A 14,083-nucleotide genomic window follows, 5' to 3' on the forward strand; every position below is an offset into this window, starting at 1 on the left:
ACGAATACCTCTAAGAAACCAGACGGGGCGCCGCGCAGGCAATAAAAAACCCCGGCAGAAGCCGGGGCAAGTGGTAGGTTCTTTAATGAACGATCAACCGGTAACGGTGATGTTCACGGCCTTCGGGCCCTTGCCGCGACGATCCGGTTCCGTCTCGTAGGAAACCTTCTGATTGTCTGCGAGGCCTGTGAGGCCAGAAGCCTGTACCGCGGAGATGTGTACGAAGATATCTGCGCCACCGTCGTCCGGCTTGATGAAACCGAAACCTTTTTCGGTATTGAAGAATTTGACCTGTCCGGTCTGTGCCATGGGATCCGTTCCTTTTCCTTGGCGCCACCGCTCCTGTGGAGACGGTGGTATTACTATTTCTGCCAAGCGCACCACACACCCGGCAGAGGGTTATGCAGGCAGTTCTCGACATTGGGAAGGAACCGATCATTGCCGAAGGGGAGCCTTCGACCCGGAACTTATAGCGGCCCCGGCACGCCGTTCTTCCAGTCTTCCATTTGTTCGCTAAATGCCCGAACAGATGGAGACTGATCTATGAAGCGGTATTTGGCAAGCAAATTCTTTGGGGTCGACATGATTGGTTATCTTCGAACCGGTATCGTTTGATTTTTTTACGATTGTTTCAAGAAAATCCTCGGTTGAATCCCAAAACAGAACAGGGTTTCCCTAATATATCGCTGATTTAGCAGGTACTGACCGTGTTTTTCTCATCGGTTGCGTAAAACTATGCATGCGCCGCCGGCGGCGCGAAGTTTTGTGCAAATGCCATCGGCTTCCCCGCGGCTGTCGGCGCCGATGCGCACTGCATAGATGCCGCGACGTCCCATTGGCGTGCGTATGCGGCTGACGACCGGCTCGTGGCCTGAAAGCACGGCGCTGAACTGCCTGCGCAGGCGGGTCCATTGATTGACGGCGGCGCTGCGGCGGAAATTGCCCGCAACCTGTATGCCCCAGGGTTTTGGCTTGACGCGCGACATCGGAATGGTGGCGCTGCGGACGATCGGCAGGCGCTTGCAGGCGTCGTGAAAGGCGAGCTTGGGATCGAGCGGCCGGTTCATGATCTCCTTGCCGGCGGCGAAGTCGTCGGCAGGGGCGCCGGTAATGTCCAGCACGTAATTTTCGGTCTCGAGCGGCAGAAAGCCGCCGGACCGCATCCAGCTGGAAACGCGCCCCGCGCCTGCATTATAGGCGGCGGCTGCAAGGCCCCAATTGCCGAACGCGCCTTTCAGGTCGCGCAGGAAGCTCGCCGAGGCGGGAATGGCCTGCTCGATATCGAATGGATCGGCGAGCCCCCGCTCCCTGGCGGTATAGGGCATGAATTGCGCAATGCCTTCGGCGCCGACCGGGCTCACCGCTTTGTGGTCGAACCGGCTTTCCTTCCAGATCAGCCGCGCGAAGAAGTCACGCGGGATTCCGTGGGCGTCTGCATTGGCGCCGATGAGCTGGCAGATGCGGCCCACGGTCGGCGTCTTCTTCTCCGGGGGCAGGGGCGGCGCATAGACCGGCGGGGTCGGCTCACTGGCTGCATGGGAGGAAATGACGCCGAGAGGCAGGCTGAAAAGCTGCGAAACGAGGATAACCGCTATGCTGTGCCTGTAACGATTCATGCTGCCTGTTCCGCCCCTCAACTTCGGCCAAGGTAACCTATATGGGCGGGTTGTCGATATGGTCCGCAAGGTTTTGCACTTTCGCGAAAGGACTTGCCCTTATTGAAGGCTGCGCCATCTTAGGGGGCGGGACAAAGGGAGAGGAAAATGCAATTTCATCGTTTCAGAAAACTGTCCGTGCTCGCGGGCCTGCTGCTTCTTGCCGGTTGCGTTGCGGAAGGCGGGGTGGATCATCGTCCGCCGCTGCGCCCCGGACCGTCACAGCCGCCGCGAATCTGCCCGATGAACTATGCGCCGGTCTGCGCGCAGCGCGGATCGTCGCGTCAAACCTTCAGCAATTCGTGCCAGGCGCGTGCAGAGGGCTATCGCGTCATTTCGAACGGTCGCTGCTCATCGAGGCCGGGGCCGGGCTGGGGCGGCGCAGGCGGAATGCATCCGCCGCACCAGGGCAACAGGCCGGGCAGGCCGGGAGCAGGCGCATGCACGCGGGAGTTCATGCCGGTTTGCGCGCAACGCGGCAATGACAGGCGAACCTTCCCGAACCGTTGCGAAGCCGACCGCGCAGGCTATCGCATCATGAGCAGCGGGCAGTGTAGGTAACGACTGGCTCAATGGAAGGGGCGGCAGGTGCCGCCCTTTTTACGCCGCTTCCTGAACAGAGGACGCTGATTCCTTCACCGGCTTGCCAAACCGGTCGATATTGGCGTCGCCCCATTTCTTCAATGCGAGCAGGATCGGCTCGATGCTGCGGCCGAGCGGAGAAAGGCTGTATTCCACCTTCGGCGGCACCTGCGCATAGACCTTGCGCTCGATAAGCCCGTCTTCTTCCAGTTCGCGCAGCTGGTTGGTCAACATGCGCTGGGTGACGCTCGGTATCTGTCGCCTCAACTCGTTGAACCGAAGCGTGCCGCCCATGAGATGAAAGAGCACGACGCTCTTCCATTTTCCGTCGATCAGGCTGATGGCGGCTTCCACCGCACAGCCGGGACTGCAGTCGAAGCGGGAATGCCGGGCTTTGGCCATTCCGGTATCCTTTTTATACCAAGTGTAAATATCGACACTATAGGCGATATTTGTGCGTATTTCTAAATTGGGAACGTAGTCTAATATTTGGTCCATAGCAAATGGAGCAAAGACGATGAAAACTGTTGCCTATCAGAACGCCGGTGAACTGGATCGCACCGATTCGCTTGTCGACGTGACATTGGACAAGCCGGTTGCCGCCGGGCGCGATCTGCTGGTTCAGGTGGAGGCGATTTCCGTGAACCCGGTCGATTACAAGATCCGTAGCGGCGTTTCACCGGACGCCGGCCAATGGAAGGTGCTTGGCTGGGATGCTGTCGGCACCGTCGTCGAAACCGGCGATCAGGTTCGGGATTTCAAGCCCGGCGACAGGGTATGGTATGCAGGCTCCCTGACCCGTCCGGGGGCCAATAGCGAATTCCATCTGGTCGATGAACGCATCGCCGGGCGCAAACCGGCATCGCTGTCCAACGGCGAAGCCGCCGCCCTGCCGCTGACCTCCATTACCGCATGGGAAATGCTGTTCGACAGGCTGGACGTGCGCAGGCCGGTCGCCGGTGCGGCGAATGCAATCCTCATCATCGGCGGCGCGGGCGGCGTGGGCTCGATCGCGATCCAGCTGGCGCGCGCACTGACTGACCTGACGGTGATAGCGACCGCATCGCGGCCCGAAACGCAAGACTGGGTCAGGCAGCTTGGCGCGCATCACGTCATCGACCACCGCAAGCCGCTGGCCGAACAGGTTGAAGCTCTGGGGATTGGCGCACCGGCCTTCGTCTTTTCGACGACGCAGACGCTGGATCATCTTTCCGAAATCGTCAGGCTCATAGCTCCGCAGGGCCGTTTCGGGCTGATCGACGATCCGGACAAGCTCGACATCATGCCCTTCAAGCGCAAGTCCGTGTCGGTGCACTGGGAACTGATGTTCACGCGCCCGATCTATCAGACCGCAGATATGGCGGAGCAGGGCAGACTGCTGAACGAAGTCGCGAAACTGGTCGATGAAGGCAAGATCAGGACAACGCTGACGGAAGTCCTTTCCCCGATCAGTGCCGCCAATCTCAAGGCGGCGCATGGGGTGCTGGAAAGCGGCAAGGCAAAGGGCAAGATCGTGCTGGAAGGCTGGTGAGCCTTCCGGCACATTATCGATCCTCGTTCACTCGGGTCGGATTATGCTCTAACGCCCCGGTCGGCCTGTCTTGCCGGGGCGGCGCTTCTTGCGCGCTGTTTCTGCCGGGTCTTCGTAAGACCCGATGCCCGCGCGCTCACGGCGGATCGCCGCATCGTTGCCGCCAGATGGCACTTCCGTCCGCTTCACGGTCATCTCGTCGAGCGTGTTCTTGCGGAATAGCGGTTTTGCCATGTCCGTGCCCGGTCCCATATCGTCAAGCGACGGCTTCTGGAACAGGGACGGCTTGCCAAGCGGGCGCGTCGTATCGGCGCCCATTTCATCGAGCGTCGGCTTGCGGAAGCGCGAATTGCCGGTGGGCTTGCCCTTGTTGCGGCTCGCCCCCGCGTCGCCCGCCTCGAACTCGCGTGCCAGCGGATCGTCGGCGATGGCCAGTTCCGTCTCGCGCAGGCGCTTGATCTCGTCGCGCAGGCGCGCGGCCTTTTCGAAGTCGAGATCGGCGGCGGCGTCGCGCATCTGCTTTTCCAGATGCTCCAGATGGGCGGCAAGGTTGTTGCCCATCATCGCGCCTTCTTCCGCAAAGCCCGAAATATCCGCGCGGACATGATCGCGCTCGTAAACCGAGCCGAGGATATCCGAGATATTCTTCTTCACCGAAGCAGGCGTGATGCCGTGCTCTTCATTATAGGCGACCTGCTTTTCGCGGCGGCGGCTGGTTTCATCCATCGCGCGCTGCATGGAGCCGGTAATATTGTCGGCATAGAGAATGACCTTGCCGTCAACGTTACGCGCCGCACGGCCGATGGTCTGGATGAGCGAGGTTTCCGAACGCAGGAAACCTTCCTTGTCGGCGTCGAGGATGGCGACGAAGCCGCATTCGGGAATGTCGAGACCTTCGCGCAGCAGGTTGATGCCGACCAGCACGTCGAAGGCGCCAAGCCGCAGGTCGCGGATGATCTCGATGCGCTCCAGCGTGTCGATGTCGGAGTGCATGTAGCGCACGCGCACGCCCTGTTCATGCAGATATTCGGTCAGGTCTTCCGCCATGCGCTTGGTCAGCACGGTGACCAGCGTGCGATAGCCCTTCTGCGCGGTTTCGCGGATTTCGCCCAGCACGTCGTCGACCTGCGTCTTGGCAGGACGGATTTCGACCGGCGGATCGATCAGCCCGGTCGGGCGGATGACCTGTTCTGCGAACACGCCGCCCGCTTCTTCCATTTCCCAGTTGCCCGGCGTTGCCGAAACGGCAATGGTCTGCGGGCGCATGGCGTCCCACTCCTCGAAGCGGAGCGGGCGGTTGTCCATGCAGGAGGGCAGGCGAAAGCCATATTCGGCAAGCGTCGCCTTGCGGCGGAAGTCGCCGCGATACATGCCGCCGATTTGCGGAACCGTGACGTGGCTTTCATCGATGAAAACCAGCGCATTGTCGGGAATATATTCAAACAGCGTCGGCGGCGGCTCGCCGGGATTACGGCCCGTGAGATAGCGCGAATAGTTTTCGATGCCCGCGCAGGAGCCGGTCGCTTCCAGCATTTCGAGGTCGAATGTCGTGCGCTGGTCGAGGCGCTGCGCTTCCAGCAGGCGACCGGCGCGGGTCAGTTCGTCAAGGCGGTGCTTCAGCTCCTCCTTGATCGACTTGATCGCCTGATTGAGCGTCGGGCGCGGCGTCACATAGTGCGAGTTCGCGTAGATCTTCACCGATTTCAGGTCGCCGGTCTTCTGGCCGGTCAGCGGGTCGAACTCGGTGATGGACTCGATCTCGTCGCCGAAAAGGGAAATGCGCCAGGCGCGATCTTCCAGGTGGGCCGGGAATAGTTCGATCGTGTCGCCGCGCACGCGGAACGAGCCGCGCACGAAATTGATGTCCTGCCGCTTGTATTGCTGGGCCACGAGATCGGCGAGCAGCTGGCGCTGGTCGAGCCGGTCACCGATCTTCATCTCGAAGGTCATGGCCGTATAGGTTTCGACCGAACCGATACCGTAGATGCACGACACGGAGGCGACGATGATCACGTCGTCACGCTCAAGCAGCGCACGGGTGGCCGAGTGGCGCATCCGGTCGATCTGCTCGTTGATGGAGGATTCCTTCTCGATATAGGTATCCGAGCGCGGCACATAGGCTTCCGGCTGGTAATAATCGTAGTAGGAAACGAAATATTCGACGGCGTTGTTCGGGAAGAAGCTCTTGAACTCGCCGTAAAGCTGCGCGGCCAGGGTCTTGTTGGGCGCGAGGATCAGGGCAGGGCGCTGTGTCCGCTGGATGACCTGCGCCATGGTGAAGGTCTTGCCCGAGCCGGTGACGCCGAGCAGAACCTGCGTGCGGTCGTTGTTTTCCAGCCCTTCCACCAGATCGCGGATTGCAGTCGGCTGGTCGCCGGACGGCTCGAAGCTGGTTTCCATCTCGATGGCGATGCCGCCTTCGGATTTTTCCGGGCGGGCGGGGCGGTGCGGGGTCCACAGCTCGCCATTCTTGAACAGCGGATTGCCGGAGGCGATCAGGTCCGACAGGGCCTGAACCGTGGCGGTCGCGCCGGATGGGTTCAGACCGGCTGCGTCTTCAAGGCTGATGTCGAGACCGGCAACAGGGTTGAGGCCCGCCGCCGCGCGTTCCTTCGCCGAAGCCGCGCCGCCCATCGACGTGCCGCGGCCTGTGCGCGACGCTTCCTTGCTGCGCTCGGGAATCTTCTTGGGTTGTTTTGGATTTTTTGCGCGCGGCTTGGCCGCCTCGTCGCCGATCTCCTTCGCCCAATCAGCAATTGAACCGGATAGGGGCGCGTCGGAAAACCCGGCCTGTGGCGCTTCACCGAAGCCGCCAGCCTTGTCTTGCGAATCCTGGGAATGTTTGTCTTTTGAGGAAGCCATGACCCTATATTGTTACCGCATGTCTTAAGCGGAAAACCGGTTTCCACTTTTCTGCGACATGCTTCCAATATGGAATTTCAGCGTCCAAATGAAAAGGGCGCCGAGGCGAAATCCTCGGCGCCCTCAACATATCCGGCCAAGGCTCCTGACAGAAGGCTGTCAGGAGGCGACCATTTTGCGGATGGCTTTACAGCCTGCCGCCCATGCGTATGCGCGGGCCGGGACCGAAGCCGCGACCGAAACCGGGATGATAGCCCGGATGGTCGTTCCAGCCCGGACGATCCGTCCAGTGCGGACGCGGCGGACCCCAGTTCGACTGGCAATTGCGACCGATGCAGCCATTATAGATGTTGCCGCCGCCGCCCCAGCCGCGATAGGGGCCAGGACCCCAATAGCGGTCGTTGTTGGCCGACAGTGCCGACCCGATGGCGATGCCTGCGATGAGCGGTATGCCCACGGCTGCGGCGGTCGATCCGAAATTGTCGTTGGTCGTGTAGCCGTTGCCCGTCTGGATGGCGATATAGCTTGATGCCGCCCAGCCGGTCACGCCGCCGTAACTCACCTGACACCAGCCATAGCCGCTGGTGCAGCCCCCGACGGTAACTCCAACGCCGTTCGGGATCGTCCCGATGGTTCCATACTGGGTGCCGGGACCGGTGCGCAGATTAACTGTCGAGGTGACGATGGCCGATGATGCATAAGCATTTGCTGAAACAAGGAATGCTAGTGTAAATATGGAAGCTTTCACCGATAGGTTCATTTATCGTTCCTCTAATATACTTTCCATCATTACTTATAGCATGACCGATACTATTCCGGATCATCACGGATAATCAATTTCAATTCATGATTAATTATTGCCAACCTTTTAGGTTCATCCTGATTCTAACGGTTTAGAGCGTATTGCGCGGTACTTTTCTTCCGGGCGGCCTTGTCTCATATTAGCGGCCGACTCTCTCAAGCACTCAAGGAACGACATTGATGAATACTGACAATGAGCCGAACGGCACGCTGACCATCCGCGTTTCCGCCATGCCGAAGGACGCCAATTCGGCCTATGATATTTTCGGCGGCTGGGTGATGGCGCAGATGGACATGGCTGCGGGCATCCGTTCCGCCGAGCGCGCCAAGGGCCGCACGGTCACTGCGGCGGTGCGCGAAATGGCGTTCGCCCGGCCGGTAAAGATCGGCGACACGCTCTGTGTATATACGGATATAACGCGGGTAGGCCGCACGTCCATCACGCTCAGGGTCGAGGCGTGGGCGAAGCGCTATCTCAGCGACAGGCGCGATCTCGTCACCCATGCCGAGTTCGTGATGGTTTCGCTGGACGAGAACGGCAAGCCGACGCCAGTTCCGCCGGAAGAATGAACCGATGATGAAAGGAAGCCCGGCGCAGGCCATGCCTGTAAGGCCGGGCTTTTTCTATTTGCAGGCGCGATAGCCGCTGCGGCGCTGCATCAGGTCGAAATGGAAGTGATCGGCATGTTCCGGGTTGTAGCCGGGGCCGAGAACCGTCGTGAAATAGCCGCAGGCATCGGAGCGGACGCTGTTGAGCAGGCCTTTTTCGCGGAAGGCGAAGAAGCCGGGCTTGCGCACCATGATGTTCTTGCCGTTGTTCAGCACGATCTTGGTGACGTCGATAGCGTTGCCGCGTGAATGTTCCGACATTTTCGCGCCGCGACGATGGTTCATCGTGCGGCAGGAATAGCCTCCGGCATTGTAGATCGTGCTCACGCCTGACAGGTATCGCAGGCGCGAGGCGGGTTGCAGGTCGCCCTTGATCCAGCGGGCGAAGGCCTCCGTCACCTGGCAGTTCAGCGTCGCCGCCGGCTTGAACGCGATGGAGCCGCTGTTGAAACCCGATACTTCGATGGGGTTTTCGATATGGCAGGAGCTGCTGCGATAGATGGTAGGCTTTTCCCTGAAGACGACGCCCAGCCTTTTCAGGCGTGTGCGGCAGGCGGCTTCCGCATTGGACATCGTATAGATGTTTTCGGCAGCCGTGACCGGGTTTTGAACGGGGGCCGTGAAGCCGTAGTCGCCGGAATATTGCGGCCGGTTCTGCGGCGCGGATTGCGCGACGTGGTTTTCCTCCTCTTCGGCAAGCCCGACGACGCGCTCTTCCTGCGGTTGCTGCATGACAGGCGCAGCCATGACCGGGGCGGCACTCGCCACCGGGGCTTCGGGCACCATTACGTCGGAATTGCCGACGCTGGCCTGCGGACGCGGCGCGCTTTCGCCGGAGCAGCCTGCGACAAGGGCCAGCAGCATGATCGATAAAGAGGGGGCCAGACCTCGCAACCGGGAGCGCTGGCGGCTGACTGGAGCGGTGGCGGACAACGCAGAACTCATGTCCATACCTTTTCTTCAGGAGACCAGACCGATGGCGTTCCCTGAATATTAGCCTGCAAGCGTAAAGGAAGAGTCAGCGCCCGCGTTAAGGGCTGTGGCGTAAACGGGGCAGGCGCAAACGGCAGGATTGGCAAAATGCCGCCGTTGTTTTATCACCGTGCGGCGGTTTCGGGCCATGCCGCAGACAACATCCTCCCGGTCCCTGAAGTCATTTCCATGTCAGCACTGATTTCGCCAAGCGTCCTGCCGATCCTGCTTCTCATCGGCTCCAACGTTTTCATGACATTCGCCTGGTACGGGCATCTGAAATTCACCAGCACGCCGCTCATCACCGTCATCTTCATCAGCTGGGGTATCGCGCTGATCGAATATTGCATGGCGGTCCCGGCCAACCGCATCGGGCATGAGGTCTATTCGGCGGCACAGCTCAAGACCATACAGGAGGTCATCACGCTGGTGATCTTCAGCCTGTTCTCGGTGTTCTACCTCAAGGAAGCCTTTACCTGGCACCATCTGCTGGGCTTTGCGCTCATCGCAGGCGGGGCGGCTCTGATTTTCAAGGCCTGATGGAAATCACTCGGCGGCAGCAAGCGCGGGCTTGCGCTTCCAGAACATGGGAATGAGTTCGACGGCCATCATGGCGGAGAAGATCAGTCCGCAGCCGATAAGGCCGATGAAGGTCACTCGTTCGCCGAGGAAGAGGGCGCCGAACAGGGCCGCGAAGAGCGCTTCCGAGGCGAGGAAGATCGCTGCCTGCGCCGAGGTGGTATAGCGCTGCCCGATGGCCTGCAAGGTGAAGGCGACGCCGGACGAGAAAACGCCGGTGAAGAGGATTTCCTTCCAGGTGAGCGCGATGGCGGTCCAGTTGAGGTCTTCAACCATGGAAGCGATGGCAAGCCCTGCAACGGCGCTGGTTGCGAACTGGACGCAGCTCAGCGTTATCGGCCGCGCGGCGCGGTTTGCCTTGCCGATTAAAACCACCTGCAATGCCCAGAACACGGCGCCGCCGATGACCAGCAGGTCACCCTGCTTGAGCGCCGTCAGCGTGCCGCCGGAAAGCAGGAAGATGCCTGCAAGGCAGGCCGCCGCACTGGGCCAGACGACGGGATGCGGCCATGTGCGAAACAGGATGACGCCAAGTACCGGCACCATCACGACATAAAGCCCGGTCAGAAAACCGGCATTGGTGACGGATGTGGTGATGAGCCCGATCTGCTGGAGGACGAGCCCGATGAACAGGCTCAGGCCGATGACCATGAAGAAGAGATAATCCGACCGGCGGAGGGCGATCTTCGCGCGGCGTCCTTCCGCCACGGCCCAGGGCAGGACGGTGAGCGAGGCGATTGCCGAGCGGATGCCGATGAACAGAAACGGTCCGATGCTGGCCATTGCCGTCGATTGCGCGACGAAACCCATGCCCCAGATGGCGCCCGCCAGAAGCAGCAGCATGTTGGCCTGTACGCGCGTCATTCTTACCTCGGTTCGATCTTTTTCAGCCGACATGCTATAGGCAATATTGTGGGCAGGCGGCAAGGGAACTTCCGATTCTGCGACATTCATGCATGATCTGATTCTGCTCAGTGCGCTTTCCATCGGCGGAGGTCTTATGCTTTCCTTCTATCGTGAATCCTCTGTTGGTACCGCTGTCGTGGCGTCGGCTGCCGCAACGATGCTGTTTGTGGCAGGCGGGGAATCGCAGGCGGCTTTCAAGACGGTTCGGGACACGCAGGTTCTGTGTGATTTCGCGCAGAACTGCACATTGAGCCTGACGCCGGTCGCAAGCGAGGGAGCGCCGGGGCTTGGCATCTTTCGCAGCAGCCAGCCGGGGTCGAAACCGGTCTTGCGGCTTTCCTATGTCGATCCGTCCCGGAAAGCCGGCAAGCTGGAGATTTCCGTCGACGGCCAGCCGCTGCTCGGCGTCGATGTCTCGGCCCTGAAGGCAGAGGACGAACAGCTTGATTATGCGGGCGATATTGCCAAAGCGCTTGAAGGAATGAAGAACGGCCAGAAGTTGCAGCTGAAACTGGCCGGAAAGACGTTCACCTATTCGCTTTCCGGGCTTGTCGGCGGGCTGATCTATGTGGATGAGCAGCAATCGCGCGATGGCACGGTAGAGGCATTGCAGGTCAAGGGCAGCAAGCCCGCGCCCGTGCCGCCGGTGCTCAAGCTGATTGAAACGGTTGGCCAGATACCGGCTGAAATCCGCAAGGATTTTTCCGATGAAGCCGCGGTTTGCGGTGGCGCAAGCCCGGAGACGTTCCGCAGCGCGGGCGGTTTCGAGACGAAGATTGCCGATGGGCTCGATCTGATCGGCCTGCCATGCGGATCGTCGGGCGCCTATAATCAGCCCTACGCCTTCTACAGCCGCCATGAAAACAGGATCGTGCCGATTTCCCTGCCAACCATTTCCGACGACGGCCCGACAGTGACCGATACGGCATGGAACATCGACTGGAACCAGAAATCATTGACGCTGACGGCTTTCTTCAAAGGCCGGGGACTTGGTGATTGCGGCATTTACGATGTCTGGAAAGCCACCGACAGCGGCGAGGGCCGGGTGCGTTTCGTGCTGGTGCAGGAGCGCTCAAAAGGCGATTGCGATGGTAATTATGCGGGAGGCCCGGAGAAATGGCCGGCGAGCTGGCCAGTCAAGCCGAAATAGCGCACGCGAGAAAGCGTCGCTTTTGCAGAGAGTTGACAGGGACATATTTTTCCGCGTGAAATGATTGATGGAAATGCTATAGTTCTGTGAATGGTTATTCGAACGGTTCCGAGGCGGATGTTTCGGTGACCGTTTTCTTTTTGTGTCTCGGAGGTTGGAAGCCTCCGAAAAGCGCCTCGCACTATCCAAGCATTGCGCGAGGTGAGGCGGGCAAATCAAACTGCCGGTGCGTGCAGGGCCTCGGGGAGAGGCGAAGCGCCGGATGAAGGAAAGGACTGGGTATGGAAAAGTTCCCTATGACCCCTGGCGGTTTCGAAAAGCTCAAGGAAGAGCTGCGCTGGCGCCAGCAATCGGAGCGCCCTCGGATTATTGAGGCAATTGCCGAAGCGCGTGCGCATGGCGACCTGTCCGAAAACGCCGAATATCATGCTGCGAAAGAAGCCCAGAGCCTGAATGAAGGCCGTATCAACGAGCTGGAAGATCTGGTTGCGCGCGCGGAAGTCATCGACGTTTCCAAGCTGTCGGGCGACCGCATCAAGTTCGGCGCGACCGTCACCATGATCGACGAAGATACGGAAGAAGAGAAAATCTACCAGATCGTCGGCGATCAGGAAGCCGATGTGAAGGAAGGTCGCATTTCCATTTCATCGCCGATTGCGCGCGCGCTGATCGGCAAGGGCGAAGGCGATACCATCGAAGTCAACGCACCCGGCGGTTCGCGCTCCTACGAAATCGTCGGCCTGAAGTTCGTCTGATTTTCATGAAAGTCCCGGTTCAGGATGTCGAGGTGGTGGCGCCCAATTTCAAGCGCCGCCTATCCGGGGTCACATCGACGATCGTTCAGCTCATCCCCTTGCAGCGTGCAAAGGGCCTGAACATCGCGACGATGGGGCCGGGCCTGCCCGACACGCTCCCGCATCTTGGCTGGGGCGCGTTGTTATCCTTCTGGTCGAAGCCGCGAACGAAGCCGTTTCGCATCTGGCACGCGCGGCGCAATATCGAAATGCTCGCCGGGATTTTCATGCGCGATGTGCTGCGCATGAAACTGCGGCTGATCTTCACCTCGGCCGCACAGCGGGACCACAAGCCTTTCACCAAATGGCTCATCCGCCGCATGAATGCGGTGATTGCAACGAGTGGCCGCTCGGGAAGCTTTCTCCAGGTGCCGCACGATGTCATCATGCACGGCGTGGATTTGCAGCGGTTTCATCCGCCGGTTGGCGATGACGATAGTTTCGCGGCGTCCGGCCTGCCCGGAAAATATGCCGTCGGCTGCTTCGGTCGCGTGCGTTCCTCCAAGGGAACAGACCTTTTTGTCGATGCGATGGTTGCGCTCCTGCCGAAATATCCGGACTGGACGGCGATCATTACCGGGCGAACGACCGCTGAGCACCAGTCTTTCGAAGACGCACTGAAGGCGAAGATCGCGGCTGCGGGTTTGCAGGACCGTATCCTCATCCTGGGCGAAGTGCCCGACATTCGGGTCTGGTATCGCCGGTTGACGCTTTATGTTGCGCCTTCGCGCAATGAGGGTTTCGGGCTGACGCCGCTCGAAGCCATGGCCTCGCAAACGGCAGTGGTTGCCAGCGATGCAGGAGCCTATGCGGAAATGATCGTGGAAGGCACTGGAACATCGGTTGCAGCCGGCGACGGGGAAGCCCTGCGCAAGGCTATCGAGCCGTATCTGGCCGATCCGGCATTGGCCGAACGCGACGGCGAAAATGCTCTCAGGCATGTTCGCGCCACGTTTCCGCTCGAAAAGGAAGCCGCTGCAATCAGCGGTGTTTACGAGCGCGTATTCGCCGGGAAATAATCTCGAGCCTGTTCCAGAAGTCGTCCTGTGTGGCTGCAAATGGCGCTTTTCTGCGTTCCGGTGCTTATGTACGTTCAGTACATTGCGCTCCGGTACTCGAAAATCACCATTTTCGCACACACATGCCGCTTTTTGTTTCAGGCTCTTAGAGAATCATCAGCGGTTCGTCCTTGACCGGACGAATGGTCAGCGCGGTACGCACGGAATCCACGTTGGGAGCCGCGGTCAGTTCCTCGATCACGAAGGTCTGGAACGTGTTGAGATCACGCGCGACGCAATGGAGCAGAAAGTCAGATTCGCCCGAAACCATCCAGGCGCGGCGTACCAGCGGCCATTGCTTGGTTTTTTCGGCAAATGCCTTGAGGTCGGCATCGGCCTGGCGATGAAGGCCGACCGAGCAGAACGCAACGAGGTCCTGTCCTAGCGAATTGCCGTTGAGAATGGCGCGATAACCCCGGATGACGCCGCTTTCTTCAAGCTTGCGCACGCGGCGAAGGCAGGGCGGGGCCGAAATGCCGACGCGTTCGGCCAGCTCGACATTGGTGATGCGCCCGTTGTTCTGGAGCTCCCGAAGGATTTTCCAATCGATTTCATCCAGATCGGCCTTGATCGGCATGCGTAAC

The 14,083-nt window shown here is 60.1% G+C and carries 15 protein-coding genes and 1 pseudogene; 8 read left to right on the plus strand and 8 right to left on the minus strand.

Annotation, left to right across the window (positions count from 1 at the left end):
• Positions 1-93: 93 nt before the first annotated feature.
• The gene (locus ACS5UA_RS00805; RefSeq protein WP_006471910.1) at positions 94-309 is read right to left on the minus strand and encodes a cold-shock protein; all 216 of its coding nucleotides are present in this window, start codon (positions 307-309) and stop codon (positions 94-96) included.
• Positions 310-716: 407 nt separating this feature from the next.
• Positions 717-1,616, minus strand: a complete 900-nt coding sequence (locus ACS5UA_RS00810) for an SPOR domain-containing protein (protein WP_021586950.1) — start codon at positions 1,614-1,616, stop codon at positions 717-719.
• Positions 1,617-1,763: 147 nt separating this feature from the next.
• Between ACS5UA_RS00810 and ACS5UA_RS00815 the strand changes: the two genes are divergently transcribed.
• Positions 1,764-2,216 (plus strand): Kazal-type serine protease inhibitor family protein, encoded by a 453-nt coding sequence (locus ACS5UA_RS00815; protein WP_006467306.1) that lies wholly within the window; start codon positions 1,764-1,766, stop codon positions 2,214-2,216.
• 39 nt (positions 2,217-2,255) lie between these two features.
• Here ACS5UA_RS00815 and ACS5UA_RS00820 read toward each other — a convergent pair whose 3' ends face one another.
• Entirely contained in the window at positions 2,256-2,639 is a 384-nt protein-coding gene (locus ACS5UA_RS00820; RefSeq protein WP_006471908.1) for a winged helix-turn-helix transcriptional regulator, read from the minus strand.
• Between the two features lie 115 nt (positions 2,640-2,754).
• Between ACS5UA_RS00820 and ACS5UA_RS00825 the strand changes: the two genes are divergently transcribed.
• On the plus strand, positions 2,755-3,768 hold the full coding sequence (locus ACS5UA_RS00825) for a zinc-binding alcohol dehydrogenase family protein (RefSeq protein ID WP_443101101.1): 1,014 nt from the start codon (positions 2,755-2,757) through the stop codon (positions 3,766-3,768).
• A gap of 48 nt (positions 3,769-3,816) precedes the next feature.
• On the opposite strand, the gene uvrB is transcribed toward ACS5UA_RS00825, so the two are convergent.
• Entirely contained in the window at positions 3,817-6,630 is a 2,814-nt protein-coding gene (gene uvrB, locus ACS5UA_RS00830) for an excinuclease ABC subunit UvrB (RefSeq protein WP_025090523.1), read from the minus strand.
• 187 nt (positions 6,631-6,817) lie between these two features.
• On the minus strand, positions 6,818-7,390 hold the full coding sequence (locus ACS5UA_RS00835; RefSeq protein ID WP_021586947.1) for an SH3 domain-containing protein: 573 nt from the start codon (positions 7,388-7,390) through the stop codon (positions 6,818-6,820).
• Between the two features lie 221 nt (positions 7,391-7,611).
• On the opposite strand from ACS5UA_RS00835, the gene ACS5UA_RS00840 reads away from it, so the two are divergent.
• Positions 7,612-8,001, plus strand: coding sequence for an acyl-CoA thioesterase (locus tag ACS5UA_RS00840; protein ID WP_006471907.1), 390 nt, complete (start codon positions 7,612-7,614; stop codon positions 7,999-8,001).
• A gap of 54 nt (positions 8,002-8,055) precedes the next feature.
• On the opposite strand, the gene ACS5UA_RS00845 is transcribed toward ACS5UA_RS00840, so the two are convergent.
• The gene (locus tag ACS5UA_RS00845) at positions 8,056-8,985 is read right to left on the minus strand and encodes an extensin-like domain-containing protein (RefSeq protein ID WP_025090522.1); all 930 of its coding nucleotides are present in this window, start codon (positions 8,983-8,985) and stop codon (positions 8,056-8,058) included.
• A 216-nt stretch (positions 8,986-9,201) separates the two neighbouring features.
• On the opposite strand from ACS5UA_RS00845, the gene ACS5UA_RS00850 reads away from it, so the two are divergent.
• Positions 9,202-9,552, plus strand: coding sequence for a DMT family protein (locus ACS5UA_RS00850; protein ID WP_006471905.1), 351 nt, complete (start codon positions 9,202-9,204; stop codon positions 9,550-9,552).
• A gap of 6 nt (positions 9,553-9,558) precedes the next feature.
• Here ACS5UA_RS00850 and ACS5UA_RS00855 read toward each other — a convergent pair whose 3' ends face one another.
• Entirely contained in the window at positions 9,559-10,455 is an 897-nt protein-coding gene (locus tag ACS5UA_RS00855) for a DMT family transporter (protein WP_025090521.1), read from the minus strand.
• A gap of 136 nt (positions 10,456-10,591) precedes the next feature.
• Between ACS5UA_RS00855 and ACS5UA_RS00860 the strand changes: the two genes are divergently transcribed.
• The 4 genes and pseudogenes from ACS5UA_RS00860 to ACS5UA_RS00875 form a co-directional block, all read left to right on the plus strand.
• On the plus strand, positions 10,592-11,647 hold the full coding sequence (locus ACS5UA_RS00860; protein ID WP_176026556.1) for a DUF1176 domain-containing protein: 1,056 nt from the start codon (positions 10,592-10,594) through the stop codon (positions 11,645-11,647).
• Positions 11,648-11,928: 281 nt separating this feature from the next.
• Complete coding sequence (greA, locus tag ACS5UA_RS00865; RefSeq protein WP_006467294.1) at positions 11,929-12,402, plus strand: transcription elongation factor GreA; 474 nt, start codon at positions 11,929-11,931, stop codon at positions 12,400-12,402.
• 5 nt (positions 12,403-12,407) lie between these two features.
• On the plus strand, positions 12,408-13,460 hold the full coding sequence (locus ACS5UA_RS00870) for a glycosyltransferase family 4 protein (RefSeq protein ID WP_021586940.1): 1,053 nt from the start codon (positions 12,408-12,410) through the stop codon (positions 13,458-13,460).
• Between the two features lie 39 nt (positions 13,461-13,499).
• A pseudogene (locus tag ACS5UA_RS00875) lies at positions 13,500-13,622 on the plus strand (flagellar basal body P-ring protein FlgI); the annotation flags it as partial.
• Here the strand turns inward: ACS5UA_RS00875 and ACS5UA_RS00880 are convergent.
• Positions 13,606-14,076 carry an Lrp/AsnC family transcriptional regulator gene (locus ACS5UA_RS00880; protein ID WP_006471903.1) on the minus strand — a complete coding sequence of 157 codons (471 nt, stop codon included), beginning with the start codon at positions 14,074-14,076 and terminating at the stop codon, positions 13,606-13,608. The pseudogene ACS5UA_RS00875 and the gene ACS5UA_RS00880 sit on opposite strands and share 17 nt — an antisense overlap.
• Between the last annotated feature and the right edge of the window lie 7 nt (positions 14,077-14,083).

It is taken from the genome of Brucella sp. RRSP16 (assembly GCF_052246815.1).
Lineage (GTDB): Bacteria > Pseudomonadota > Alphaproteobacteria > Rhizobiales > Rhizobiaceae > Brucella > Brucella intermedia.

Coding starts and splice junctions, on each gene's coding strand:
- ACS5UA_RS00820 (WP_006471908.1), bottom strand. CDS start 2,639: ATGGCCAAAGCCCGGCATTCCCGCTTCGACTGCAGTCCCGGCTGTGCG.
- ACS5UA_RS00845 (WP_025090522.1), bottom strand. CDS start 8,985: ATGAGTTCTGCGTTGTCCGCCACCGCTCCAGTCAGCCGCCAGCGCTCC.
- ACS5UA_RS00880 (WP_006471903.1), bottom strand. CDS start 14,076: ATGCCGATCAAGGCCGATCTGGATGAAATCGATTGGAAAATCCTTCGG.
- ACS5UA_RS00850 (WP_006471905.1), top strand. CDS start 9,202: ATGTCAGCACTGATTTCGCCAAGCGTCCTGCCGATCCTGCTTCTCATC.
- ACS5UA_RS00840 (WP_006471907.1), top strand. CDS start 7,612: ATGAATACTGACAATGAGCCGAACGGCACGCTGACCATCCGCGTTTCC.
- ACS5UA_RS00805 (WP_006471910.1), bottom strand. CDS start 309: ATGGCACAGACCGGACAGGTCAAATTCTTCAATACCGAAAAAGGTTTC.
- ACS5UA_RS00870 (WP_021586940.1), top strand. CDS start 12,408: ATGAAAGTCCCGGTTCAGGATGTCGAGGTGGTGGCGCCCAATTTCAAG.
- ACS5UA_RS00860 (WP_176026556.1), top strand. CDS start 10,592: ATGCTTTCCTTCTATCGTGAATCCTCTGTTGGTACCGCTGTCGTGGCG.
- ACS5UA_RS00855 (WP_025090521.1), bottom strand. CDS start 10,455: ATGACGCGCGTACAGGCCAACATGCTGCTGCTTCTGGCGGGCGCCATC.
- ACS5UA_RS00825 (WP_443101101.1), top strand. CDS start 2,755: ATGAAAACTGTTGCCTATCAGAACGCCGGTGAACTGGATCGCACCGAT.
- ACS5UA_RS00835 (WP_021586947.1), bottom strand. CDS start 7,390: ATGAACCTATCGGTGAAAGCTTCCATATTTACACTAGCATTCCTTGTT.
- ACS5UA_RS00810 (WP_021586950.1), bottom strand. CDS start 1,616: ATGAATCGTTACAGGCACAGCATAGCGGTTATCCTCGTTTCGCAGCTT.
- greA (WP_006467294.1), top strand. CDS start 11,929: ATGGAAAAGTTCCCTATGACCCCTGGCGGTTTCGAAAAGCTCAAGGAA.
- uvrB (WP_025090523.1), bottom strand. CDS start 6,630: ATGGCTTCCTCAAAAGACAAACATTCCCAGGATTCGCAAGACAAGGCT.
- ACS5UA_RS00815 (WP_006467306.1), top strand. CDS start 1,764: ATGCAATTTCATCGTTTCAGAAAACTGTCCGTGCTCGCGGGCCTGCTG.